This window comes from Aromatoleum anaerobium, assembly GCF_012910705.2.
Lineage (GTDB): Bacteria > Pseudomonadota > Gammaproteobacteria > Burkholderiales > Rhodocyclaceae > Aromatoleum > Aromatoleum anaerobium.
This window is the reverse complement of the sequence record NZ_WTVG02000040.1, coordinates 1,301,967-1,326,125: the sequence shown is the minus strand read 5'-3', so window position 1 is coordinate 1,326,125 and position 24,159 is coordinate 1,301,967. Positions and strand designations below refer to the sequence as shown.

Below are 24,159 nucleotides of genomic sequence, written 5' to 3'. Positions count from 1 at the left end.
CAGAAAACTACACAAATCAAGATCCTGTGAACAGCCCCGGCGTAATCCATTGACTGTTAACGGTTTTTTCAGTGGGTCAACGACAATGGCATCCGCATTTTGATGCGATTGCCCTGAGGGACCCAGGCCCGCCGGCCCCGGCCTTCCCGTCGAGTGACACGAACCGGGATGCAAGCTGCCGGCAGAGGATCATCGGCTCGATGTCGTGGGGTGTCATGCGAAAAAACCCCGTAATCACACAAACTTACGGGGTTTATCGGGGGGCTGCGGGATGTCCTGATCCCGCCGCCCGGGCTCAGACGTTGAACAGGAAGAGCGGGCGGGGGGCCGCGCCGGTGCTGGAGATCGGTTTTTCAGGCTTCATTTCGTACCCGCTTTCATACCCGCTTCTGGGATGGCTGAACTCGCCTCGTTCGAAGCGACCAACTCGAAGCCCAGATTGTAGCTGGCCGGGGCGGAGAGAGTTTGGTAGCCCATCGCCTGGTAGCCGCGCCGCCGCCGCTCCCACATCCGCAACAGGGCCGGGTGGCTGGCATCGATGAAATCGATGATGCGGACATGGGTCTTGTCGGCGTGCTCACGATGCAGGCGGCCGGCGTACTGCTGCAGCGTGCCCTTCCATGAGATCGGCATGGCCAGCACCAGTGTGTCGAGCGGCGGGTGGTCGAAGCCTTCGCCGACCAGCTTGCCGGTGGACAAGAGCACCCGGGGTGCGTCGGTGCGTAGGGCATCCAGTTCGCTGATCAAGGCGGCGCGCTGCTTCTTCGACATGCGGCCGTGCAAAGTGAACAGCGGCTGGATTCGGTCCCCCAACGCGGCGCCGATGGCATCAAGGTGCTCAGTGCGCTCGGTCAGCACCAGTACCTTGTGCCCTTGCTCGAAGGCTTCTGCGATCTCGTCCGCTATGGCCGCCGTACGGCCGGCGTCGTTAGCGACATGCCTGAATACATCCTGGATGGCGGCGTCGGTGGCGAGGTCAATGCGAGCTGCCAGGTAACGGGGAATCACCTCCAAGGTTTGCGGCGCGCCAGCCGGCTTCGCCGCAGTGTGTCGGATCGGCCCACACTGCATGAAGATGATCGGCTGCCGCCCGTCGCGCCGGATCGGCGTGGCGGTGAGCCCGAGCACATACTTGGCCCGGGCACGTTTCAGGATAGCCTCGAACGAGAATGCCGAGAGGTGGTGGCATTCGTCGGCGATGATCTGGCCGTAGTTCTCGACGATTTCATTGGTCTCGCCCTGCCGGGACAGTGACTGCATTACCGCGATGTCGATCTTGCCGGTGGGTTTGGTTTTGCCGCCACCGATGTTGCCGATCACGCCCTTCCCGACACCCAGAAATGCCTGCAGCCGCTCCTGCCACTGCTTGAGCAATTCGGTGCGATGCACCAGCACCAGGGTGTTCACACCACGCCGGGCGATCAGCGCTGCGGCCGTCACGGTCTTGCCGAAGGCGGTTGGCGCACACAGGATGCCGATATCGTGGCGAAGCATCGCGGCGACTGCAGCCTCCTGATCCGGCCGCAGCGTTCCGACAAAGCTTACGTCCAGCGGCTCGCCGCCAAAGCGTTCGTCCCGCAGCTCACAGCGAATACTGTTTTCGCGCAGCAACTCCTGGGCGGCATCGAGGCAGCCCCGCGGCAAGGCGATGTGGTTCGGGAAATTCTCGGCACAGCCGATCACCCGCGGCTCATCCCACACCGGCAGACGCATCGACTGCGCCTTGTAGAACTCGGGGTTCTGGAAGGCCGCCAGCCGGATCAGGCGGTTCGCGAGCGCTTGCGGAAGCTGTGCCTTGTCGAAGTAGAGGAGATTGCCCAAGGTCACCGTCAGGGATGCCGGCATCGGGCCCGGGAAATGCTGTCTGCCCGGCGCTGTGCGTTTCCACGGCTCTTGCTGATCCTCCGCGGCGATGAAGGTGACATCGAGCGGGTGCGACCCGCCGGTGGCCGTAGAATCGTCGGCTCGATATCGTGCGGCGCCATCGGCTGCACCGATGCCAGGAAGGTCCACTGGTCGGGATACGGCCGCAGTGCGTCGTCCACGAACACGCTGCCGCCGTTCTCGCGCGGAATCTTCTGCAGCGGCAGAGCGATCAGGTTGCCGAAGCCGCCCTTGGGCATCGTGTCCTGGTTCGGGAACAGCCGGTCATAGGACGTGAGCTTCAGTTGCCGGGTGCGGGCGCAGGTGTGGCTGATGATGGCGGTGCCGAGCCGTCTTGCCTCCCGCGCGGCGACGTTCGACGAGAAGAATATCCACGCATGGGCGCCATTGCCCGAACGTGAGATTTCCAGCGCGACGGGGACGCCCAGTTCGCGACAGGATTGAGTAAAAGCCTGCGCATCGCTGCGCCAGTCGGCGTCGTCGAAGTCCACCGCGAGGAAGTGGCAGCTGTCGTCGGCCAGCAGCGGGTACACGCCGACGGCATGACGGCCGGCGAGGTGGTCGTAGATCGTCTGGTCCGTCAGGGGGACAAGCAGCCGCTTGCCACAGTCCGAGCATTTGATGCGGGGTTTCTCGCAAACCCCGGCGCGCCATTCGTTGGCACAGGCTGGCGAGTAGCCGCTCTTGCCGGCCTTGCTCTCCCAGCGCACCGGATAGACGTCGGTGCGACCGCGAAACAAACCGCGAAAGAGCGCCACCTTTTCGCCCGTGGATAGCGGGGCGGCCGAAACCGGCGTGGCCACGGGTTCAGGCACGCGCCAGGCGATACCGTGGGCGTCCAACAAGCCGACCAGCCGAGCATTCTCGGCGTGCAGCCGGGCGAGTTCGTCGTCCCTGTCTGTCGTCATCCCGACCATAGCCCCGCTTTGGTCAACCGGCGTAGCAAGGCGCTGCGTGTCGCATGGCGTACCAGGAAACGGCGCAAGGCGCGCTCGAACTCCTTCGGGCTGGATGTCAGCGCGTAGCCATCCGCCAGATCGACGAGAGCCTGTACCGCCTGCTCGTAGCCGGAGGCCGAACCGCGCTTCGCCTGCGCGTCGATGGCCTCCCAGTGCTTGTCCACGTCGGCCATCAATCGCCGCAGATGCGCCTCGCGCTGACGGCGCCATTCGGCCTCCTGATTTGCGCGCTCCTTGGCCTCGCGTTCCTGCCGAACGCCAGAGGCAGCCTTGGCGAGTTCACACAGTTCGGCCACGCTGCGCCTTCGCGCGGCAAGGGCAGCGGACGGTCGTTGCGCTTTCAGCCAGGCGGCATGGCGGGATCTGACGCGGCGTTCAGCTTCCTGCCCCCGGCCCTGCGTGATCAGCTCGATCACCGCCACCAGCTCGTCACGTGACCATTCCGCTAGCCAGGCATGGAGGCGATCGCTGTCTTCGGCCTCGGCCTGCGGCGCACGAGCGCTGCCGGCCGAAGCCGCGGAGAGCATGTCGGGATCGATTTCCAGGAACTCGACCAGCGCCTGCTGCGCTGGGGACAGTTCCGCTAGACCGGGCGGCACTTCCGGTTCCAACGCCCCGTCGTGCAGCTCGCCGCCGCCGGTACCGGCCAGCCAGCCGAGGTAGAGGGGGCGCAGGTCGCCGCGCAGCAATTCGTCCCGCAGCGGCACCAGGCGTGCCATCCAGCCGCTGCCGTCATCCATCCCGAAGCGGTCGTAGTTCTCGCTCTCGAAGAGAGACCAGTCGATGATCCAGTAGTCGTCCGTGGCCTCGATCGACAGGGCATCTTCAATGGCGAACGGATTCAACTCGGCGCCGCCGAACGTCGCCAGCGGCAAACGCAAGGCCAGCCGGCAACTGCACCAGTGGGCGGTGTAGACGAAGGCGTCGAAGTAGCGCCGCATCCAGTCGGCAGGGTCGGCCTTCAGGTCGCCCCACTCGTAGTGGTTGACGAAGCCGACGGGGCTGATCACGGCGCGAGAGGAGACGGCGCGCAACTCCGCCATCTCGGCGCGAGTGAGGGGCCGCTCGACAGCGGCGAATTCGTAGTACTGGTATTCGCTCATGGCAGAAGGCTCACTGCAGGCTTAGCAAAGCGCCTTTTGGCACGGTATCCGACTGGCCGATAGCGCCATTCGCCCTCTGACTCTGGCCTGGCCGGTGAAGGCATCCCCCGCGACCAGCGCCGCCACTTCCTGTGCCCTCCCGACCTCCTTGTCTCCCGTTCCCGGCATCTTGAGGACATTACCCTCTTTATTACATCCTTTCACGCTAATTACCCCTTCTCTGCCAAAGCGCACCAGGGCCGCGGCCGATGCAGTCGACCGACTGTCCCTTCTGCGCATTGAGCACCCGCCGGATCATGTCGCGGCTCACCCCCGGGCAGGCACGCTCCAGGTCGGCCAGGGAGAATGTTTCCGGCATCTTGGCGATCGCCTCCAGCACCATCTGGGTTTTCGATCCCCGCGGCTCCGAGGTTTCCCCAACGCGCTCGACGAATTCACGATAAGCGCTCTTGACAATGAACAGCACGTAATTGATGTAGGGCCACGGATCGTGCTTGCCCTCATGCCAACGCTGCGAGCTCAGTTCCAGGGTCTCGTAGTAACGATCCTTGTTCTGCTCCACCAGGCGCTCAAGGCTGATGTAGCGGCCGACTTCGAAACCCAGTTGGTAGCTCTGCAGCAGCCAGAGCAGCCGGGACACCCGGCCGTTGCCATCGCGGAACGGATGGATGCACAGGAAGTCGAGATTGAACGCGGCCAGCGCGATCAGCGGCGGAACCCAGCGCTCTTCGAGGCAGGCCTGCCAGTCGCCGACCAACTGGGCCATGGCTGCCGGCGTTTCCTTGGCCGGCACGGTGCGAAAGCGCACCCGCTCGCGCCCATCGGGATAGCGCTCGATGATGTCGCCATCCTTCTCCTTGTACAGACCGGCATCCCAGATCTGACCCCGCGTCATTGCGTGGAGCCGCTGGATGGTTTCGCTGGCAACCGGGAGGCGCTGGGCATCCTGGTGTATCCAGGTCAGGGCGTCGCGGTAGCCGCGCACTTCTTCCTCGTCGCGATCCCGGAACAGCGGTCTGGGCGATACGAGCACATCGCGCACCCGCGACGGCTCGACGGAAACGCCCTCGATGCGGTTCGACGACACTGCGCTTTCGATCAGCGCATGTTCGCGCAAGGCCTTGAGGCGCTGCGGCGACTGCCGGGTGTAGAGCTCCTGCTTGCCGCGGAATTCGCCGAGGTCGGAGAGATACCAAGCGGTAGCGGGAGGAATTGCCGCATTGTCATGGAAGAAAGGCCTCAGGGAGCTTGTCATTTCCTATCTCAGGCAGAATCGGTCAACAAGTGCGCCCGGCATCGCATTCATCCACAAGCGAATCGACAGCTTCGCGGGAATGCCATCACGCGCCTCTCAGGACGCTGAATTCCTGAAACAGCCTGATCGGCAGCGGAACGGTCAACTTCCAGTAGATAGTCATGGGCTTCCGGCCTTCAGCGCGCTCCAGCGTCACCGGGCCGCAGGCGCGGTAGGGATCGCCTTTTGCTTGGCGAACGAAGAGTTGGAAACTCCAGCCGTTAGTCGGGCTCTGCAGATAACGTCGCCCGACTGGGGTGTCCGGGCCTGCCGAGTTCTGCGATTGCCAATGGAATCGCTCGGCGCTGATGGCGTAGTCATGGTATGCGATGCGCTCGTGGTATCCCTCGCGCTTGTCCAGGGTGACAAACAACAACTCCACCTTGCGGTCGTTTAGGGCCAGGGTACCTGCCTGAAAGGGCGTGCGACGCACGGCCGACAGCCAGCCGGTGGCCGTCAATATTTCCCGGATGCCATAGCTGCCATGCAGGCATAGCGGTACATCCTCCAGACCGGGAACTGGCTTGTGCAGCAAGCTAATCCTTGCCTGGATTACTTCAGCAAGCTCGATTAACTCGGTGCGCAGTTCCGGGTGGGCATTCAGCCGTTTCAGGAAATCCTCGCCGCTGCCCGCCTGGTGGTGCTGCGCATCGACCTGATAAGCGAGCATCTGAAGCTGACGCCGCACGCGTTCACCCTGCGGCTGATACTCGGCAGCCGGTTCTCCGACCTTGAACAACAAATCGACGCGCTCCGGATCATCGATATGCAGCAAGTCTGCGAAACGACGGCCGAAATAATCGTCCTCACCGCCGGCTGGCGTGGTCAGCAGCCCGGCATCACGTTTCAGGTTGGTCCAGCCGGAACGTCCACTGCCGCGATAGATGTCTTCAAGTTCGATGGCCTGTTCCCGCAGGAAATCGACCAGGCGGATGTTGCCCCGGCCGCGCAAGGCGGCATAGGTTTGCAACTCGGTGCGCAATCGGCGCCAGTTCTGTTGGACCAATCGTCTTAGGCTGCTCAGGACCTGTTCACGAGTCTTGCGTTGGAGGTGGATATGGCAGCCGGGCGGTAAGGAACCAAAACCCTTTTCGACCGCGTCAATTAACTGGCCTCGCGGCAATCCGGTGATGCTGGAAAACAGTCGGTCGAAACGGAATTCCTGCCGGTGCTGTCCGACGAAATCGAGGATCAGGCAGGATTCCTTTCCATCGGCCAGACGCAAGCCACGGCCGATTTGTTGCTGAAACAGCACCGGGCTCTGGGTCGGGCGCAAAAGCAACAGGGTGTCGACGAGCGGCATGTCCACGCCTTCGTTGTAAAGATCGCAGGTCACGATCGCGGCGATTTCCCCCCGAGCGAGCATCTCCGGTGCACGCCGTCGCTCGTCTGCCGAAGTTGTGCCTACGACGCAGACGGCCTTGATGCCGGCCGTGATCAGCTTGCCAGTCACAAATTCCGCATGGGCCACAGACACACAGAACAACAGGGCCTTGCCACGCGCCGGATCACCAGCCAGGCGGCGCCACTCGTTCAGCACCAGCCGCACACGCGCATCATTGCCCGTCACGAGTTTGTCGATGGCCGCCAGTTCTCCCGGCTGCTCCCACGGCACCCCGGAAAAGTCCGTTTCATCGTCGCAGGCGTAATACTCGAAGGGGCAGAGCAGTTGCAGGTCGAGCGCATGCCAAAGCCGCAGTTCGATCGCAGGCGATCCATCGGGCCGGCTGTCGAAATAGCCCAGGATCGGCTTGCCATCGTTGCGTTCAGGGGTGGCAGTCAGCCCAAGCAGAATGCGAGGAGTCACTGCAGTGACAAAGACGTCGAAGCGTTCGGCCGCAAGACGATGGCACTCATCCACCACCACCGTGTGCCAACGGTCTGTGCCCCAACGGGCAACCAGGTTCCGGGCCGTCGCGCTGTCGATGGTGGCAAATACGTGATTGAAATGTTCGGGTTCGTTCCCACCGACCAGCAACTCACCGAAGGAGTGATCGCGCAGCACTTCCCGGTAGGTGCGCAGCGCCTGCTTCAAGATCTCTTCCCGATGTGCCACGAACAACAAACGGGGTCGCCCGCCCGCCTGCGTGCAGATGCGCCTGTAATCGAATGCGGCCACCACGGTCTTGCCCGTGCCGGTAGCCGCGACGACTAGATTGCGCCAGCGTCCGTGATCCCGCTCGATCTGCAACTGATCGAGCATCTCCTGCTGATAGGTCTTGGGCTCCAGGTCGAAGTAGGTGGGGCGGGCGATGACCTCAGCACCCGACTCCCGCTTCAGTGCTTCTCCGAGTGCCGTCCTGTGCAGCGGGTTTTCGGGATCGTAGACTTGGAATTCCCTGTCTTCCCAGAGCGTTTCGAAATGCGCCTTGGCGCGCTCGAACAACTCTGCTTGACCGCGTTCGGTGAACTTGACCGTCCATTCCAGGCCACCCATCAGGGCGGCCCCCGACAGGTTGGCGCTCCCCACATAGGCCGAACCGAATCCGCTACGACGGTGGAACAACCATGCCTTTGCATGGAGGCGGGTGCGGCGACCGTCCAGCGAAACGCGGACTTCGCAACCGGGCAGTTGGGCAAGTTCGTCCAGTGCCTGGACTTCGGTTGCGCCGGTGTAAGTCGTCGTCAGGATGCGTAGTCGGGTTCGCGGCTGCCCGTCCGTCCCCACGGAAGTCGCCGACTGAAGAATATCCAGCAGCTTGCGCACGCCGGAATGAGTGATGAAGCTGACCAGGATATCGACCTGATCGCAGGCGGCGACTTCGCGGCGCAGTTCGGACAAGAGAGACGGCGATCCTTTGCCGGCCGTAAACAACCAGGGCAGGGCCAACCCCGTATCCGGCAACACCAGCGGGGGCGAATGCCGGTGAACGGCATGAAGCAGCTGCAATGGCGCAGACAGCGGGTCGATCACGCCACCACTCGCTTCAAGGCGCTGGCGCGCGTGCACCAGAAGGGAATTGGCCAGTTCCAATTGGCGCTGGAGCTTTTCCGGTCCTTCACCGCTCAAGTCATCCAGCATTCGGGTGAGTTGCGAGGCGATGGCATCAACCAATCGCTCCGAGGCACCTACCGCTGACAGAGGTTCGATCGTGCGACCGTGCTCATCCGTCGTCTTGGAGAGGGTGTGCCACAGCGATTCTGTGACTACCTGATCGTACAGACCGTCATGCAATTCCATCTATATTGCCTTCCTCAGGGTGACTTCGTCGTGAGAAGCGCGAGCCGTCTGTTGACAAATTCCTCCCAGAACCCTCCCGGACCAGCAAAGAGATCAATTATGGGAACTGGCATACCTTGCCTTTTGGATATCATTCATTCAGCGCAGGACTCGCAGATCCGGTCGCAGAGAAGTTCACCCATACCAGACGCCTCGACCGGCCCCGTACTGCGTAAGGTGTCCGCGTTCCACCAAAGCCCGGAAATGCTGCTTGAGCGTGTTGCGATTACTCCCTGTGAGTCGAATCGCATCCCCCATCGTGATGCGCCCATGCTCCCGCATAAACTCGACGATCCGCAGCGATAGCTCGGGCAGCGCCGCCAGCACCAATCTCTCGCGCTCCACCTTACGATTGAGGCGACGGACCTGTTCCGCCAACGCGCGCAGGAAAAAGACGAGCCAGGGTTGCCAGTTCGGAGACTCGGTCCGGATCGTCCCCTGAGTCTGCCGCAGCGCGAGATAGTAGGCCTCCTTGCTCTGCTCAATCACGCTTTCGAGTGAGCTGTAAGGCACGTAGGTATAGCCGACCTGTAGCAGCAGCAAGGTGGTCAGCACGCGGCTCAGGTGGCCGTTGCCGTCTTGGAAAGGGTGTATCTCCAGGAACACCACGACCCACAAGGCGATGAGCAACAGCGGATGAAGCCCGCCGCTGGTCCGCTCCTCGTTGAACCAGGTCACCAGCTCGATCATCAGACGCGGCGTGTCGAAGGGTGTCGCCGTCTCGAACACCACGCCGAGTTCCTTGCCGCCTTCGTCGAATGCGGCCACGCTGTTGGATGACGTTTTGTAGTTGCCCCGGTGCCAGGCGTCCTTCTCACTGTAGGCCAGCAGATCGCGATGCAGTTGCTTGATGTGGTTTTCGGTCAGGGTGATGTCAGGCCAGGAGGCAAAAACCAGCTCCACGACTTCCGCGTAGCCGGCAACCTCCTGTTCGTCGCGCGTCGTAAACGACTTGATCTGCAGGTTGGACAGCAGGCGCTCGACCTCGCGGTCCGACAGCTTGCTGCCCTCGATGCGGGTGGACGAGCCGATGCTCTCGATCGTGGCCACGCGCCGCAGCGCCGAGAGCCGATCTGGCGCCAGCGTGCCGAACGCACGCCAGGCGCCCTTGAACTCATCGATGCCGGCGATGAGGCTCAGGACTTCGGGAGTGATCTGGACGGTGTTGGGCTGAATCATGGCGTCCAATACTATATCCATTTACACCCATTCTCGTGCAAAAATCGAGTTTGCATAGATCATCGGTCCCCGGCGGTGGGTGACGGTGCCCGATTTGGTACCCATTTCAACCCATTTTTGACGAGGTACCGATGCATTGGCCACCCTCCCCAACGTGTGGCCTGATCGGCTGCTAACGTACCCGCTCTTGATGGGAGGACAAGGGACATCAGAAACCACCAACAAGAAACCCCGTAACCACAAGGATTTACGGGGTTTCGTGGGGTGCGGTGGGATGCCCTGATCCCAGCGCACGCGGTCAGACGTTGAACAGGAAGTTCAGCACGTCGCCGTCCTTGACGACGTAGTCCTTGCCTTCGGCGCGCATCTTGCCGGCTTCCTTCGCGCCCTGTTCGCCCTTGTACGCGATGAAGTCGTCGAACGCGATCGTCTGGGCGCGGATGAAGCCGCGTTCGAAATCGGTGTGGATCACGCCGGCCGCCTGCGGCGCGGTGTCGCCGACGTGGATCGTCCAGGCGCGCACTTCCTTGACGCCGGCGGTGAAGTAGGTCTGCAGGCCGAGGAGCTTGTAGCCGGCGCGGATCAGCCGGTTCAGGCCCGGTTCCGCGAGGCCGAGGTCGGCGAGGAATTCCGCCTTGTCGGCGTCGTCGAGTTCGGCGATCTCGGCTTCGATTGCGGCGCAGATCGCGACCACCTCTGCTTTCTCGGCTGCCGCGTGCGCGACGACGGCGTCCAGATGCGGGTTGTTCTCGAAACCGTCTTCCTTGACATTCGCGACGTACAGCACCGGTTTCGCGGTGATCAGGCAGAACGGCTTCAGGCTCGCCCATTCGTCCTTCGCCAGGTCGAGCGCGCGCACCGGCTTGGCCTGGTCCAGCTGCGCGATGCATTTCTCGAGCACCGCGACGAGGACCTTCGCGTCCTTGTCGCCGGCGGCGGCGGGACGCTTGTAGCGGGCGAGCGCCTTGTCGACGGTCGCCAGGTCGGCGAGCGCGAGTTCGGTGTCGATGATCTCGATGTCGCGGATCGGATCGACGCTGCCCGATACATGCACGACGTTCTCGTCGGCGAAGCAGCGCACGACATGCACGATCGCGTCGGTCTCGCGGATGTTCGCGAGAAACTGGTTGCCGAGGCCTTCGCCTTTCGAGGCGCCGGCAACGAGGCCCGCGATATCGACGAACTCGACGATCGCCGGCTGCACCTTCTGCGGCTTGACGATGTCGGACAGCGCGTCGAGCCGCGCGTCGGGCACTTCGACGATGCCGACATTCGGCTCGATCGTGCAGAACGGATAATTTTCGGCGGCGATGCCGGACTTCGTCAGGGCATTGAAGAGGGTCGACTTGCCGACATTGGGCAGGCCGACGATTCCGCATTTGAGGCTCATGGGCGCGATTCGTCCTTGGGTTTCGCCGGCTTCGGCGCGGCCGGGCGGGCGTTGAGTCGGGTGGTGGCAGCGTTCCATTCGCCGCGTGCGATCAGCGGCCACGCGGCCAGTGCGCGGTCGAGCGCTTCGTCGATCTGCGCCTGTTCTTCGCGACGCGCGGATTTCAGCACGTAATTGACGACTTCGTTGCGGTCGCCGGGATGGCCGATACCGATGCGCAACCGCCAGTAATCGTTGGTGGCGAGGTGGGCCGACGTGTCCTTGAGGCCGTTGTGGCCGCCAAGTCCGCCGCCGAATTTCAGACGCAACTGGCCCGGCGGGATGTCGAGTTCATCGTGGACGATGAGGATTTCGGCCGGCGCGATGCGGTAGAAGCGCGCCAGCGCGCCGACGGCCTGGCCCGAGCGGTTCATGTAGGTTTGCGGCATCAGCAGCCACACGCCGGCGTCGCGTGCATTGGCGACGAAGCCATGAAAACGCGACTCGTGGCTGAAGCGCACGCCGAGCTTGTCGGCGAGCCGCTCACAAAACCAAAACCCGGCGTTGTGCCGGGTTTCGGTGTATTCGGCGCCGGGATTGCCGAGGCCGACGACGAGGCGCGGGGCTGCGGCGCTCATCGGATCGATGTCTCCATGATCCCGGCGGGCTGCGAACGAGAAGTCGCAGCCTCAGGCCGCGGCTTCGCCTTCGGCAGCCTCGGCCGCACCGCCCTTGACGGTCAGCGCGGTCGCGACGACCGGGTCGCCTTCGCCGTGGTGGACGACCTCGACGCCTTCGGGCAGCTTGATCTGCGAGACGTGGATCGACTGGCCGGCTTCGAGCGTTTGCAGGTCGACTTCGATGAATTCAGGCAGGTTCGCCGGCAGGCATTCGACGTCGAGTTCGGTGATCGTGTGCGAGATCATGCAGCCGCCCAGCTTGACCGCCGGGTTGGTGTCGCCATTCACGAAGTGCAGCGGCACTTTCAGGTGGAGCTTGTGACTCGCATCAACGCGCTGGAAGTCGAGGTGCAGCACTTGCTGCTTGTACGGATGCCACTGGACATCGCGCAACACGACGGTCTGCTTTGCACCTTCGACGTCGATCGCCAGCACCGAAGCGTGGAAGGCTTCCTTCTTCAGCAGGTGGTAGAGCTCGTTGTGGTCGACCGTGATCGCTTGTGCATCGGCGTCGGTACCGTAGATGATGCCGGGGATCTGGCCGGCGCGACGCAGGCGGCGGCTCGCACCCGTGCCCTGTTCCACGCGCTGGGTGGCCTTGAATACGATTTGCATTGTGTGACTCCTGGTTGAAACGATCCGCCCGCGACCAGGCGGATGGGTTGGGCCGCCGGCTCGTGCCGGCGGCGAAAATTCATTCCATGAACAGCGAGCTGACCGATTCCTCGTTGCTGATCCGCAGCACGGTGTCGGCGAGCAGCGAGGCGACCGAGATCTGGCGGATGCGCGGACAGGCTTTGGCGTCGGCGCGCAGCGGGATGGTGTCGGTGACGACCAGTTCGTCGAGGTCGGAATCGGCGATGCGAGCGGCCGCCGAACCGGACAGCACCGCATGGGTGCAATAGGACAGGACGCGGCGGGCGCCGTTTTCCTTCAGCGCGGTCGCGGCCTTGCACAGCGTGCCGGCGGTGTCGACGATGTCGTCCATGATCACGCAGGTGCGGTCCTTGACCTCGCCGATGATGTTCATGACTTCGGACACGTTCGCCTTCGGGCGACGCTTGTCGATGATCGCCAGATCGCATTCCATGCGCTTCGCGAATGCGCGGGCGCGCACGACGCCGCCGACGTCGGGCGACACGACCAGGAGGTCGTCGTATTTCTGCTTGTCGAGGTCGGCGAGCAGCACCGGCGCGGCATAGACGTTGTCGACCGCGATGTCGAAAAAGCCCTGGATCTGGTCGGCGTGCAGGTCCATCGTCAGGAGGCGCTGCACCCCGACGGCCTGCAGCATGTTGGCGACGACTTTCGCGGTGATCGGCACGCGCGCCGAGCGCGGGCGGCGATCCTGGCGGGCGTAGCCGAAGTACGGGATCGCGGCGGTGATGCGGCCTGCGGACGCGCGCTTGAGCGCATCGACGAGGACCAGCAGTTCCATCAGGTTCTCGTTCGTCGGCGAGCAGGTCGGCTGCAGCACGAAGATGTCCTTGCCGCGGACGTTTTCGAGCAGTTCGATATTGACTTCACCGTCGGAGAACCGGCCCACCGTGGCCGCCCCGATCGAAATGCCCAGTCTGCGAACGACGTCCGCGGCAAGCTTGGGGTTGGCGTTGCCGGTGAAGACCATCAGGCTGCCGTAGGCCATGTCCGAAACTCCGATGCCGATAGGATGGCGAGGATGAAACGATACGGGCAGGCGCGCGGCCTGCCCGTAATTTACTGGCTGGGGAAGAAGGATTCGAACCTTCGAATGCCGGAATCAAAATCCGGTGCCTTGACCAACTTGGCGACTCCCCAGTAAAACCTTTTCGCCCGCTCAACCGACCCAGCCACGAAGCGGATGCTGCATCACGCTGCGCGCTTTCCATGCCCGGTACGACCCCGGGCAGCTTGCGACGATGCGTTCGGCGTCGTCCTCGCTTGCCACCTGCGCAAATACGCAGGCGCCCGAACCGGTCATTCGCGCCGGCGCAAACTGCGCCAGCCAGTCGATTGCTGCACCGATCTCGGGATAACGGCTGCAGGCAACTGCTTGCAGATCGTTACGAGTGGTGCTCGCTGCGAAGTCCATAATTTTGATGGGTTCGGTATCCCGCGTCAACTCCCCTGCTGCAAAAATTTCCACGGTGGGTACCGTGACCGGCGGCGCGACGACGACGTACCAGGCTGGCGGGAGGTCGAGCGGGCGCAGTTCGTCGCCGACGCCTTCGGCGAACGCGTCGCGGCCGAAGATGAAAAACGGGACGTCGGCGCCGAGCCGCAGCCCGAGCGCGGTGAGCTCTTCACCGCGGACGCCGGTGCGCCACAGACGGTTCAGCGCGATCAGCGTCGTCGCGGCGTCCGAACTGCCGCCGCCGAGACCGCCACCCATCGGCAGTCGCTTGTCGACGCGGATGTCGGCGCCGAGGCGGCAGCCGGTGTATGACTGCAGCAGCCGCGCGGCGCGCACGACGAGGTCATGCTCGGCAGAAACGCCGGGAAGATCGGTGACGCGTGCGACGACGCCGTCATGGCGCAGCTCGAACGACAGCGCGTCGCCCCAGTCGAGCAGGCGAAACGCCGTTTGCAGCAGGTGGTAGCCATCCGGACGGCGCCCGATGACATGCAGGAAGAGGTTCAGCTTCGCCGGCGCCGGGCAATCGGCGAGACGGGTCAGTTCAGCGGTGTCCATTGATCGATGATAAGCCGAATACGGGCGTCGCCCCAGTGGGCATCGATCCGGCGTGGCATCGCGTCGACCGCAGCGCCGGCATATTCGACGTAGTCGATCGTCCAGCCGGCGTCGGTGATGCGCGCCGGACGGCCCCGCTCATCTGTGCCGAGCACGCGGGCGCCAGGGCGTGCCGCCGCCTGCACCCAGTAGGCAAGCCCGTCGAGCGGTGCGGCGACACCGAGCAACCGGTGCAGCATGCCAGCGGCGTCGTCGCTGTGCTCGACGCGCCCGTCAGCGGTGCGTAGTCGGGCGCTTTCCGCGGACGTGACGAGTTGGCCGACGATCTGGCCGAGCGGGCTCAGGACGGTCCATTCGTCCACGGCCGGCGAATGAAACCACTGCAACCCGCCGTTCGCAGCGCGCTCGCCATCGGTCGCCGAAATGCGGCCTTCGAGTTCGAACGCGGAGGCGATCGGCCGCGGCGCGACTGTCGCCGCCGGCGGGGCGGGCTGGATCGCGCAGCCGGTCAGCGCGACGGTCGTGAGCGCCGCGATCGCCACAAACCCTGCAAGAGGCCGGTTCATCGCTGGCCGAAACGCTGCATGATGTTCTTCAACACCGTGCTGTCGGGGTGAGCCTGCAAGGCTTCGTTCCAGATCCGCGTGGCGTCGGCCTGGCGGTTCAGGCTCCACAATACCTCGCCCAAGTGGGCGGCGATTTCGGGGTCGGGATGCAGGCTGTAGGCTTTTTCGAGATGTGCGAGCGCCGTGGCCGCGTCGCCCTGCCGGAAGTTGACCCAGCCCATGCTGTCGAGGATGAAGGGATCGCCGGGCGTCAGTTCCAGCGCGCGGCCGATCAGCGCTTCGGCTTCGTCGAGGCGCAGTCCGCGGTCGGCCAGCGAATACCCGAGCGCGTTGTAGGCGTGGGCGTGGTCGGGCTGCAGGGAGATGAGCTTGCGCAGGCGCCCTTCCATGACGTCGAGCTGCCCGAGCTGTTCGGCGAGCATCGACGACTCGTAGAGCAGGTCCGGGTCTTCAGGCGCCTTGCGCAGTTCGCCGTCGATGAGTTCGAGCGCTTCGGCTTCGCGCCCTTCGGCCCGCAGCAGTTGCGCTTCGGCGAGCCGCAGCCGCTTGATCGTGTCGGGTCCGGCCTGCACCGACTGCAGATGTTCGCGCGCCTGCTGCAGTTTCCCCTGTTGCGCGAGCAGCGCCGCGATGCGGATCTGGGCGTCGGTGTGGTGGCGTCCGTGCTCGACTGTGCGGTACCAGCGCAGCGCGCCTTCGCTGTCGTCGCGGCGTTCGGCGATCTGGCCGAGGTTGAGGCGGATACCGTCCGCTTCCGGATGGCCGGCGTTCAGCGCCTGCTCGAGCAGTGGCGCAGCGGCGTCGAAATCGTCGAGCTGGGCCGACAGCAGGCCGACCGCGTACATCAGGTCGCGATCGTTTGGCGCATTGTCGAGGAGCTTGCGGAACTCGTCGCGTGCCGCCTCGAAGCGGCGTGCCGAAACAAGGCCCCGCGCGTAGGCAACGCGCGCGTTCTGGCTCTCGGGGTGACGGTCGATATGCTCCTTGATGAGCTGCAGCGCCGCGTCGGGCGAATCGGACTGCGCCAGCAGCTGCGCCTTGAACAGGATCGCAAGCTCCCAATCCGGGCGAAGCCCGAGCGCGAGGTCGATCGCGGCGAGCGATGCGATCGCGTCGTCGGCGGCGATCGCGGCCTGCGCGCGGGCGAATTGCGCCTCGGGGAGGTCGAGGTACGGTTCGGTCAGGCGGTCGATGATGCCTTTCACCGCCTGCTTGTCGTCGATGCGCGCGAATGCGCGGTTGAGCCCCATCAGGTGGTTTTCGATCTGGTCTGGCGACTCTGCCAGCAGGCGCGCGAGCTGGATCTGCACCTGCTCGAGCTGCCCGCTGCCGCCGGAGAGAATTCCGGCCATCACGCGCCGGGCTTCGGCGGACTCGGGCTCGACGTCGATCCAGATCCTGGCAGCTTCGGTGGCGGCGGACAGGTTGCGCGCGAACAGCGCGATTTCGACTGCGCGCCGCGCGATGCGCGGGTCGCGCGTGCGTTGCGCCAGATCGAGGTAGGCTTGCACCGAGATGCCGATTTCGCCGCGGGCCCCGGCGATCTCGGCCAGCAGGAATGTGTATAGCATCTGCGCGGTCAGCGGCTGCCCCGGAACCTCGGTCCTTTCCGCCGAGGGGGCGGCAGCGTCGAGGGCGGGCGTCTGGGCGAACGCCGGGAACGCAAACGCGATCGCCAGCCCGAGGCCGGCAGTGAGCAGGGAAAGAGTGCGATTCATGGTTGATGCCCGAGGGGATTCCGTGAAGCCGCGGACGCTGCAAGTCGCCGTATCCGGCTGTATGCTGGGGTCCGCCAACGAGTGGTGGTGGATTAGAAGGGCCGGAGGCGATTCCGTTCGCCCCATGTTATGCAGTTTCACGTCGCATGAGCAAGCACGCGCTTGCGCGAGGAATTCGAAGAAGGATTGCCGATGCCGGAATTGCCGGAGGTGGAAATCACGTGCCGCGGCATTCGCCCGCTCGTCGCCGGGCGGACCCTGACTGCGCTCGAAGTGCGCAATCCGCGGTTGCGCCAGCCAGTGCCCGCGGATCTCGCGCAGACGCTCGTCGGCGAGCGACTGCAGGGCGTGCGGCGCCGTGCGAAATACCTTCTGCTGGATTTTCCGCACGGCAGCGTCCTCGTGCATCTTGGCATGTCCGGCAGCCTCAGGGTGGTGTCGGCCGACGAGCCCGCGGGCGTGCACGATCACGTCGACCTGGTGTTCGGTGCCGAGGCGCTGCGGCTGCGCGATCCGCGCCGGTTCGGCCTCGTGCTGTGGCATGCGGGCGACGGCTTGTCCCACCCGCTGCTCGCGGCGCTCGGGCGCGAGCCGCTCGAGCGCGGTTTTACCGGCGCCTGGCTGCATGAAGCGACGCGTGGAGTGCGGCTCTCGATCAAGCAGACGCTGATGGATGCGCACCGTGTCGTCGGAGTCGGCAACATCTACGCGTCCGAGAGCCTGTTCCGCGCCCGCATCCATCCGCTCGCACCGGCCGGCGCGATCGGGCCGCAGCGCCTTGCGCGCCTTGTCGCGTCGGTGCGCGAAACGCTGCTCGCGGCGATCGACGCCGGGGGCAGCACGTTGCGGGACTTCGTCGGTGGGGACGGGCGCGCCGGGTATTTCCAGCAGCAGTACTTCGTGTACGGGCGTGAAGGCCTGGCGTGCCGGGTATGTGCCACGCCCGTTCGTCGTGTCGTGATCGGCCAGCGCTCGACTTTTTTCTGCCCGCGCTGCCAGCGGCGCTGAGCGGTTCCGGGAAACCCTTTCCCCGCTGGAGCGATACCGGCGGGATGCACCCGTTACCTGGCGCCAGTCCCAAATTGGATGGTGCCGGAATCGGGGTTATGCTGGCGCCGTGTGTAATATTTGCGCGGTGAACCTCCGCGTGCGAGCGAGACCGACATGACCCTGGTTGACCAATTCTCGGCTTACAGCCAGTGGCGGGCCGCAGCCTCGTCTGCTGTCGGCCGCTTGCGCCAATGGCTGTCGCACAGCGAGATCGGCGATGCGCAGGGCGACCTGCGGCTGCAGTGTGTGCTCGAACGCCTGCGCGACGACAAGCTCACGGTGGCCTTCGTCGCCGAGTTCTCGCGCGGCAAGTCGGAACTGATCAACGCGCTTTTTTTCTCCGGCTATGGCGACCGCGTGCTGCCATCGAGCGCCGGCCGCACGACAATGTGCCCGACCGAACTGCAATGGAGCGCGGATGCATGCCCCGAGATCCGTCTGCTGCCGATCCGTACCCGGGCGACGCACGCGAACGTCAGCGAGCTCAAGCGGTTCCCGCAGGAATGGCTCGTGCTGCCGCTCGACGTCGGCTCGGTCGGCAGCCTGCAGCAGGGATTCTCGCGGGTCGGCGACACCGAGCGGGTGTCGCCCACCGAGGCACGGCAGCTGGGCTTCGAAGTCGATCCGGCCAGCGCGGACGGGCTCAAGGCCGGCCTCGACGGCCTCGTCGAAATCCCGAGCTGGCGGCACGTCGTGGTCCAGTTTCCGCACCCGCTGCTCGAACAGGGGCTGGTCGTGCTCGACACGCCGGGCCTCAATGCGATCGGCGCGGAGCCCGAGCTCACGCTGTCGCTGCTGCCGAATGCGCACGCGGTGCTGTTCATCCTCGCAGCCGATACCGGCGTTACGCACAGCGACCTCGCGGTGTGGCGCGAATACGTGCGCGGCGGCCCGGGCGGAGGGAGGAGGGGAGGACTCGTCGTGCTGAACAAGATCGATGGTCTGTGGGACGGTCTGCGCGACGAGGCCCGCATCGACGAGGAAATCGACCGGCAACTGCGCTCGGTCGCGGGCGCGCTGGGAGTGCCTGCGGAAAGTGTCTTCCCGGTGTCGGCACAGAAAGGGCTGGTCGCGCGGATCCACGATGACGAAGCGCTGCTCGAACGCAGTCGCCTCGGCGCGCTGGAGCGCGCGCTCGGCGAGGAGCTGCTGCCGACGAAGCAGGAAATCGTCCGCGATGGTGCGCTCGGCGAAACCGACGACCTGATCCTGCAGGCGCGCGAACTCCTCGGCGCGCGGCTTTCCGGGCTGCGCGAGCAATTGCACGAGCTCACCGATCTGCGGGGCAAGAACCAGAGCGTCATCGAATACATGATGCGCAAGATCCGCACGGAAAAAACCGAGTTCGAGGAAGGGCTGCAGAAGTACTACGCAGTGCGCAGCGTGTTCTCGAACCTGACGAACAACCTGCTCGCCCACCTGGGCATGGACATGTTGCGCGACGAGACGCGCCGCACCCGCGAAGCCATGCTGGAATCCACGTTCTCGAAAGGCCTGAGCGCGGCGATGGAAGGTTTCTTCGAAAACCTGCGCGGCAGCCTGGCGCGATCGGCGGGCGAGATCGCCGAGATCACGCGCATGCTCGACAGCATGTACAAGCGTTTCAGCGTCGAGCACGGACTCAAGCTGGCCGCGCCCGAAGCGTTTTCGACATTGCGCTACGAGCGCGAACTCGAACGGCTCGAAGTCGCGTTCAATCGCCAGATCAACACCGCGCTCACGCTCGTGACGATCGAAAAGCACACACTGACGCAGCGTTTCTTCGAAACAGTCGCGGTTCAGGCGCGACGCACCTTCGAAGTCGCCAATCGGGACGTCGAGCGCTGGTTGCGGGCGGTGATGTCGCCGCTCGAGACGCAGGTGCGGGAATACCAGCTCCAGCTCAAGCGCCGGCTCGAAAGCGTCAAGCGCATCCACCAGGCAACCGACACCCTCGAAGAACGGATCGCCGAGCTCGCACAGGCCGAGGCCGCGATGCTCGCGCAGCTCGACGAACTGGCCGGGCTCGAGGCGGCGATCCACGTGGTGCTCGGCGCGCCGGTGTCGGGGTTGTCCGCCCGCTCCGGCGGGCCGGTTTCCTGCGCCGCCTGAGCGACGGGGTCCGAAAAAACCAGGAAGGCAAACTGGGCTTGACGGCACAACTTGGCGCGATGGAGGCGATCGAATCGAGGTCGAGTTGGCGGAGAGCCCCGATGTCCCGTCGTACCGCCCGCCCGGAGCAGTGGCCGGCGGGCTCAGTTCAGCAAACCGGCCGGCGGCCTCGTCATCCATGCGACGGTTTCATTCGGCGGAGTGGGGCGCGAATAATAGAAACCCTGCATTACGTCGCATCCGAGAGCCCGGAGCGTTTCGGCCTGCGCCGGGCGTTCGATGCCTTCGGCGATCAATTGCAGCCCGAAACCGCGCGCGATGCCGGTGATTGCCGAGATGATCGGATTCGTCACCGGTCCGTCGAGGTCGCGCACGAAGCTGCGGTCGATCTTCAACGTGCTGACGGGGATTTTCTGCAGATAGGCAAGCGCCGAATAACCGGTGCCGAAATCGTCGATCGCGATGCCGAGACCGGCGTCGCGCAGTTGCCGCACCTTGTGCGCGACAAGCGCCGTATCCTGCATCATCATGCTTTCGGTGATTTCGAGGTCGAGACGGCTTGGCGGGATGTCGTGCCGTTGCAGGCACTCGATGACTGCGGAGACGATGTCCTCACGTTCGAAATCGTGCGTCGACAGATTGAGCGACATCTTCAGGTCGGCAAACCCGGCCCGCCGCCACTGCGCCAGTTGCCTGCATGCCGCGTTCAACACCCAGCGGCTGATTTCGCCGATCAGGCCGAGTTCCTCCGCGAGCGGGATGAACAGGTCGGGGGCGACGAAACCGTGGGCCGGACGGTTCCAGCGCAACAAGGCCTCGGTGCCGACGACCCGCTGTTGCGAGAGGCTGACCTGGGGCTGGAAGTAAAGCTGCAACTGGGACTGGTCGACTGCCGCGCGCAGATCGTTTTCGAGCGTGATCCGGTCATGATGGTGGTGGTTGAGTTCCGGATCGAAGAACCGGAAACCGTTCTTTCCCGAACGCTTGACCTGATACATCGCGATGTCGGCGTGCTGGGTCAGCGCTTCGGCAGTCCCGCCGTCGCGCGGATAGAGCGCGACGCCGACACTCGCCGTCGCCCGGAACTCGCCATGCCCGAGCGTGAACGGGGTGTCGAGCGCCTCGAGGATCTTGCGTGCAGTGATTTCGGCATCGCGGGCGTGGCCGATGTCCGGAAGCAGGATCGTGAACTCGTCGCCTCCCAGTCGCGCCAGCGTGTCGCCGCGTCGCAGCGCCGCGGACAGGCGGTCTGCGATACCGCGCAACAGCGCGTCGCCCTCGGCGTGGCCGTAGCTGTCGTTGACCAGCTTGAAGCGGTCGACGTCGATGAACATCACGGCCAGCGTGCCGCGCTGGCGCTGCGCCTGGACGATTGCCAGTTCGAGCCGGTCCTTGAACAGCACCCGGTTCGGCAGCTGGGTGAGCTGGTCGTGATAGGCCTGGAAAGTGATGATCTCTTCGGCGCGCTTGCGTTCGGAAATGTCGCGGGCGACGCCGTACAGCCCGCAGGTGCGCCGGTCGGCGATGCCGGCAAGCATCGGCGTCCCCTGCAGCGCCACGGTGACGTATCCGGCCCCTGCCTGCCTTGGGCGGCGCAGGCGCAGTTCGACGGAAAAGGCAGCGCCGGCCGCGGTTTGTTCCGCCTCCAGCAGGTGTTCGATGCGCTCGGCGTCTTCCGGCATCACGAGCGACAGGAACGGGCGGCCGATCAGCTGGTCGCGCTCGAATCCGAGGAGGTCTTCGACGCGCGGGTTGAGGTAACTGAAGCGGCCCGCGGTATCGAGCGTGAAGATCAGGTCCGGCGAACTCTCGACGAGGTAGCGGTGCAGCCGTTCGGATGCGTGCAGGCGGCTGCTCATGGCCCGGTTCGCGCGTTCCAGCGCCGTTTTGTGCAGCGCGCCCTGCACGGCGCGCTGCAACTGCGCGACATGGTAGGGCTTGCGCACGAAGTCGTCCGCCCCGCGCCGCAACGCGCCGATCGCGGCGTCGATCGCATCCTCGCCGGAAATCATGATCACGGCTTCGCTGCGGCGACGGCTCGCGAGCCAGTCGAGCACGGCAAGACCGGTACCGTCCGGCAGGCGGTAGTCGAGCAGGATCAGGTCGTACTGCGTGTCGTGGAGCCGTGCAATCGTTTCGGCGACATTCGCGCACTCGTCGAAGCTGCGCCCGTCGCGGGCGAGCAGGTGCGGCAGGGCGCGCCGCAGCGGTGCGTCGTCATCGACGATCAGGATCCGCGCCGACGCGGAATCCGTACGAGAGTCGGATGCACTGTCGTAGAAAGGCTCTTCTGCCGGAATAACCATGGTTCTCCGATCTGATCAATGCACTCGATGGACGGACAATGATGCCTCAGTTCAGGTGTTTGTATCCAGAGGTAACAGCAATTGGAAGCTGGTGCCGCTGCCGGCCTGGCTGCGGCAGAGGATCAGGCCGTGCCATTGTTCGAGGATTTCACGGACGATCGACAGGCCGATGCCGTCGTGGCCGCTGCCCTTGCCGCTCGGACGGGGGCTGAAAAGATCCGCGAGCCGCTCCGGGGGCAGGCCGGGGCCGTTGTCGATCAGGCGGATTTCAAGGCATTGCCTGCCGTTTGCAAGCACCTGCCCGGGAACGGCAACCGAGAAGCGGCCGCCCGGGTGAAGGGCCTCGGCCGCATTGCGGAACAGGTTCAACAGCACCTGGCGGAGCGCCGAACCCGGGATTGCGGCAGCAGGCAGAGCGGCTGCGGCGCGCAGCTCGAACCGGATGCCGCGCCGGGCGAACAGGGATTCGCCGTACAGGCCGTGGAGTTCCTGCAGCAGTTCGGGGACGCGGCAGCGTGCGGGTTCGGATTCGGCAGCCGGAGTCTCGGCTGCCCGCTGCAGAAGGTCGGCGATGCGGTCCAGCTCGCCGTGCAGCGCGTCCATTTCCCCGGCGAGTCCGCTGGCGCCCGGATGGCGCTGGGCGACGATGCCGAGGTAACTCTTGATGACGGTGAGAGGGTTGCGCGCCTCGTGGACGATGCGTCGGACATGTTCGCGATGATGCGCCTCGATGCGTTCTTCGGCTTCGGCGCGAGCGCTCTGCCGCTGGTCGAGGTCGCGCAGGGCCCGCGCAGCGGCGGTCGCGAGTTCGGCCAGGATGCGGGCCGCCGCGGGCGCCAGCGGGCTGCGCTCGTCGGCTGCGATGACGGCAACGCCCGCGCCGTCCTTCAACCCCAAGGGTACGCAGCGGATCCCTTCCCGGCCGAGCCAGCGCACGATGTGCCAGTCGTGGACGCTCCGCGGCGGCACGCCGGAGCGCGGGAAACATGACGAAGGGCTTGCCGTGCGGGCCGCCAGCGCGATGATGCTGGCTTCGTCCTCGAGGCGCAGGCGCAGTTCGCCGTACGCTTGCGCAATGTCCTGCCCCGCGCCCAGCGGCAGCGCCTGGAGGATGCCGTGCTCGTCGGCGGCGACCACCAATACCGCATCCGCATCGTTTCCGCACAGCAGGCGAAGCGCCATGGCGAGGCGCTCCGCGACGCGTTGCGGGTCGAGGTCCATGAAGGCGGTCCGCAGCAGTCCGGACAGCGCCGTGTCGAGCACCGCATCAAGGCCCGATCCGCAAGAGGCCCCCGGTCTGGCAACAACCCGCGCACCGCCGCCGGTCCGCTCGCCGCCCGGTTCGTCGACCATCGCGTCGGTCAGCGCCGGCGGGGCCGAGGACTGCCGCACCAGGAAGCCGACGTCGGTACGCAGGCTCAGGAGCGTCTCGACCGCCAAGCCGCACATCCGCACGAGGCTTGGCAACTCGCGTTCCCAGCCCTCGCGGGCGAGCCGGCGCGCCGTCCGCAGCAGGGGCACGAGCGGATGGGCGGACAGCACGGCTTCTTCCAGCGGGTGGTCGAATGCCAGCGCGTCGGCAAGCGGGCCGGCGAGCCCGCAGCGGTGGGCGACGGTCGCTCCGAACGGGTGCCACAGGCCGGCGAGATAGGCTTCGTCCGGATACGGGTAGCGGGTTTCCAGGGCGAGATGGAGCGCGCATTCAGCCCCCATCAGGGCCTCGCCGTAGCGCAGGCGGGCATCGCGATCGACAGGGGCCGCGCTCCATGCGAGCTGCAGCAGCCAGGCACGCAGCACGCTGGCACCGAGGATCTGCAGCCGCTGCGAGAGTTCGACGCGCAGTGTCGAGGCGAGGCGCTGGGGCGGCGGCAGCGGGGCGGCGGCGAAAATCGCACACAGCAGGGCCGGGTCGCGCAGGATCAGCGACGCGAGCTCGTCCCAGTCGGGCGCGTCGGGAACGAGCAGCCGCAGCGCCCCCTCCCGGTGCTCGGCCAGGGGGGCGAAAGAACGGACAGGGAAGAGGCCTTGCTCGGACAGGACCGTCATCGGGTGGCCGGGCGCTTTTGTCG

The 24,159-nt window shown here is 65.2% G+C and carries 17 protein-coding genes and 1 tRNA gene; 2 read left to right on the top strand and 16 right to left on the bottom strand.

Going from position 1 to position 24,159, the window contains the following annotated elements; genetic code table 11:
- Nucleotides 1-360: 360 nt before the first annotated feature.
- The 14 genes from GO606_RS21730 to GO606_RS21665 all read right to left on the bottom strand — a co-directional run bounded on the left by GO606_RS21730 (nucleotide 361) and on the right by GO606_RS21665 (nucleotide 16,643).
- A complete protein-coding gene (locus GO606_RS21730) occupies nucleotides 361-1,845 on the bottom strand; it encodes a DEAD/DEAH box helicase (protein WP_246979838.1) in 1,485 nt (494 codons plus the stop codon).
- A complete protein-coding gene (locus tag GO606_RS21725; RefSeq protein ID WP_246979837.1) occupies nucleotides 1,830-2,792 on the bottom strand; it encodes a TOTE conflict system archaeo-eukaryotic primase domain-containing protein in 963 nt (320 codons plus the stop codon). Before GO606_RS21725 ends, GO606_RS21730 begins: the two co-directional genes overlap by 16 nt.
- A complete protein-coding gene (locus GO606_RS21720) occupies nucleotides 2,789-3,946 on the bottom strand; it encodes a hypothetical protein (protein WP_169118255.1) in 1,158 nt (385 codons plus the stop codon). Before GO606_RS21720 ends, GO606_RS21725 begins: the two co-directional genes overlap by 4 nt.
- Nucleotides 3,947-4,151: 205 nt before the next feature.
- Nucleotides 4,152-5,201, bottom strand: coding sequence for a Fic family protein (locus tag GO606_RS21715; RefSeq protein ID WP_169118256.1), 1,050 nt, complete (start codon nucleotides 5,199-5,201; stop codon nucleotides 4,152-4,154).
- 85 nt (nucleotides 5,202-5,286) lie between these two features.
- Nucleotides 5,287-8,421: a DEAD/DEAH box helicase gene (locus GO606_RS21710; RefSeq protein WP_169118257.1), complete on the bottom strand. Its 3,135-nt coding sequence runs from the start codon at nucleotides 8,419-8,421 to the stop codon at nucleotides 5,287-5,289.
- Nucleotides 8,422-8,595: 174 nt separating this feature from the next.
- Nucleotides 8,596-9,639 carry a Fic family protein gene (locus GO606_RS21705; protein WP_169118305.1) on the bottom strand — a complete coding sequence of 348 codons (1,044 nt, stop codon included), beginning with the start codon at nucleotides 9,637-9,639 and terminating at the stop codon, nucleotides 8,596-8,598.
- A gap of 298 nt (nucleotides 9,640-9,937) precedes the next feature.
- Nucleotides 9,938-11,029, bottom strand: a complete 1,092-nt coding sequence (gene ychF / locus GO606_RS21700; RefSeq protein WP_169118258.1) for a redox-regulated ATPase YchF — start codon at nucleotides 11,027-11,029, stop codon at nucleotides 9,938-9,940.
- Nucleotides 11,026-11,646, bottom strand: coding sequence for an aminoacyl-tRNA hydrolase (pth, locus tag GO606_RS21695; protein WP_169118259.1), 621 nt, complete (start codon nucleotides 11,644-11,646; stop codon nucleotides 11,026-11,028). The genes ychF and pth overlap by 4 nt, the downstream gene beginning before the upstream one ends.
- Nucleotides 11,647-11,697: 51 nt before the next feature.
- Entirely contained in the window at nucleotides 11,698-12,303 is a 606-nt protein-coding gene (locus GO606_RS21690) for a 50S ribosomal protein L25/general stress protein Ctc (RefSeq protein ID WP_169118260.1), read from the bottom strand.
- Between the two features lie 79 nt (nucleotides 12,304-12,382).
- Nucleotides 12,383-13,333, bottom strand: a complete 951-nt coding sequence (locus GO606_RS21685; protein ID WP_169118261.1) for a ribose-phosphate pyrophosphokinase — start codon at nucleotides 13,331-13,333, stop codon at nucleotides 12,383-12,385.
- 75 nt (nucleotides 13,334-13,408) lie between these two features.
- Nucleotides 13,409-13,485: transfer RNA gene (locus GO606_RS21680), tRNA-Gln, on the bottom strand.
- A 19-nt stretch (nucleotides 13,486-13,504) separates the two neighbouring features.
- Nucleotides 13,505-14,359 carry a 4-(cytidine 5'-diphospho)-2-C-methyl-D-erythritol kinase gene (gene ispE / locus GO606_RS21675; protein ID WP_169118262.1) on the bottom strand — a complete coding sequence of 285 codons (855 nt, stop codon included), beginning with the start codon at nucleotides 14,357-14,359 and terminating at the stop codon, nucleotides 13,505-13,507.
- On the bottom strand, nucleotides 14,341-14,925 hold the full coding sequence (gene lolB, locus GO606_RS21670) for a lipoprotein insertase outer membrane protein LolB (protein WP_211166606.1): 585 nt from the start codon (nucleotides 14,923-14,925) through the stop codon (nucleotides 14,341-14,343). Before lolB ends, ispE begins: the two co-directional genes overlap by 19 nt.
- On the bottom strand, nucleotides 14,922-16,643 hold the full coding sequence (locus tag GO606_RS21665) for a tetratricopeptide repeat protein (protein ID WP_169118263.1): 1,722 nt from the start codon (nucleotides 16,641-16,643) through the stop codon (nucleotides 14,922-14,924). Before GO606_RS21665 ends, lolB begins: the two co-directional genes overlap by 4 nt.
- A 192-nt stretch (nucleotides 16,644-16,835) precedes the next feature.
- On the opposite strand from GO606_RS21665, the gene mutM reads away from it, so the two are divergent.
- Together mutM and GO606_RS21655 are read left to right on the top strand one after the other, a co-directional pair.
- The gene (gene mutM, locus GO606_RS21660; protein WP_011236611.1) at nucleotides 16,836-17,651 is read left to right on the top strand and encodes a bifunctional DNA-formamidopyrimidine glycosylase/DNA-(apurinic or apyrimidinic site) lyase; all 816 of its coding nucleotides are present in this window, start codon (nucleotides 16,836-16,838) and stop codon (nucleotides 17,649-17,651) included.
- Nucleotides 17,652-17,807: 156 nt separating this feature from the next.
- On the top strand, nucleotides 17,808-19,784 hold the full coding sequence (locus GO606_RS21655) for a dynamin family protein (RefSeq protein WP_169118264.1): 1,977 nt from the start codon (nucleotides 17,808-17,810) through the stop codon (nucleotides 19,782-19,784).
- Nucleotides 19,785-19,927: 143 nt separating this feature from the next.
- Here the strand turns inward: GO606_RS21655 and GO606_RS21650 are convergent, their stop codons facing one another.
- Complete coding sequence (locus tag GO606_RS21650; protein WP_169118265.1) at nucleotides 19,928-22,090, bottom strand: putative bifunctional diguanylate cyclase/phosphodiesterase; 2,163 nt, start codon at nucleotides 22,088-22,090, stop codon at nucleotides 19,928-19,930.
- A 51-nt stretch (nucleotides 22,091-22,141) separates the two neighbouring features.
- Complete coding sequence (locus GO606_RS21645; protein WP_169118266.1) at nucleotides 22,142-24,136, bottom strand: sensor histidine kinase; 1,995 nt, start codon at nucleotides 24,134-24,136, stop codon at nucleotides 22,142-22,144.
- Between the last annotated feature and the right edge of the window lie 23 nt (nucleotides 24,137-24,159).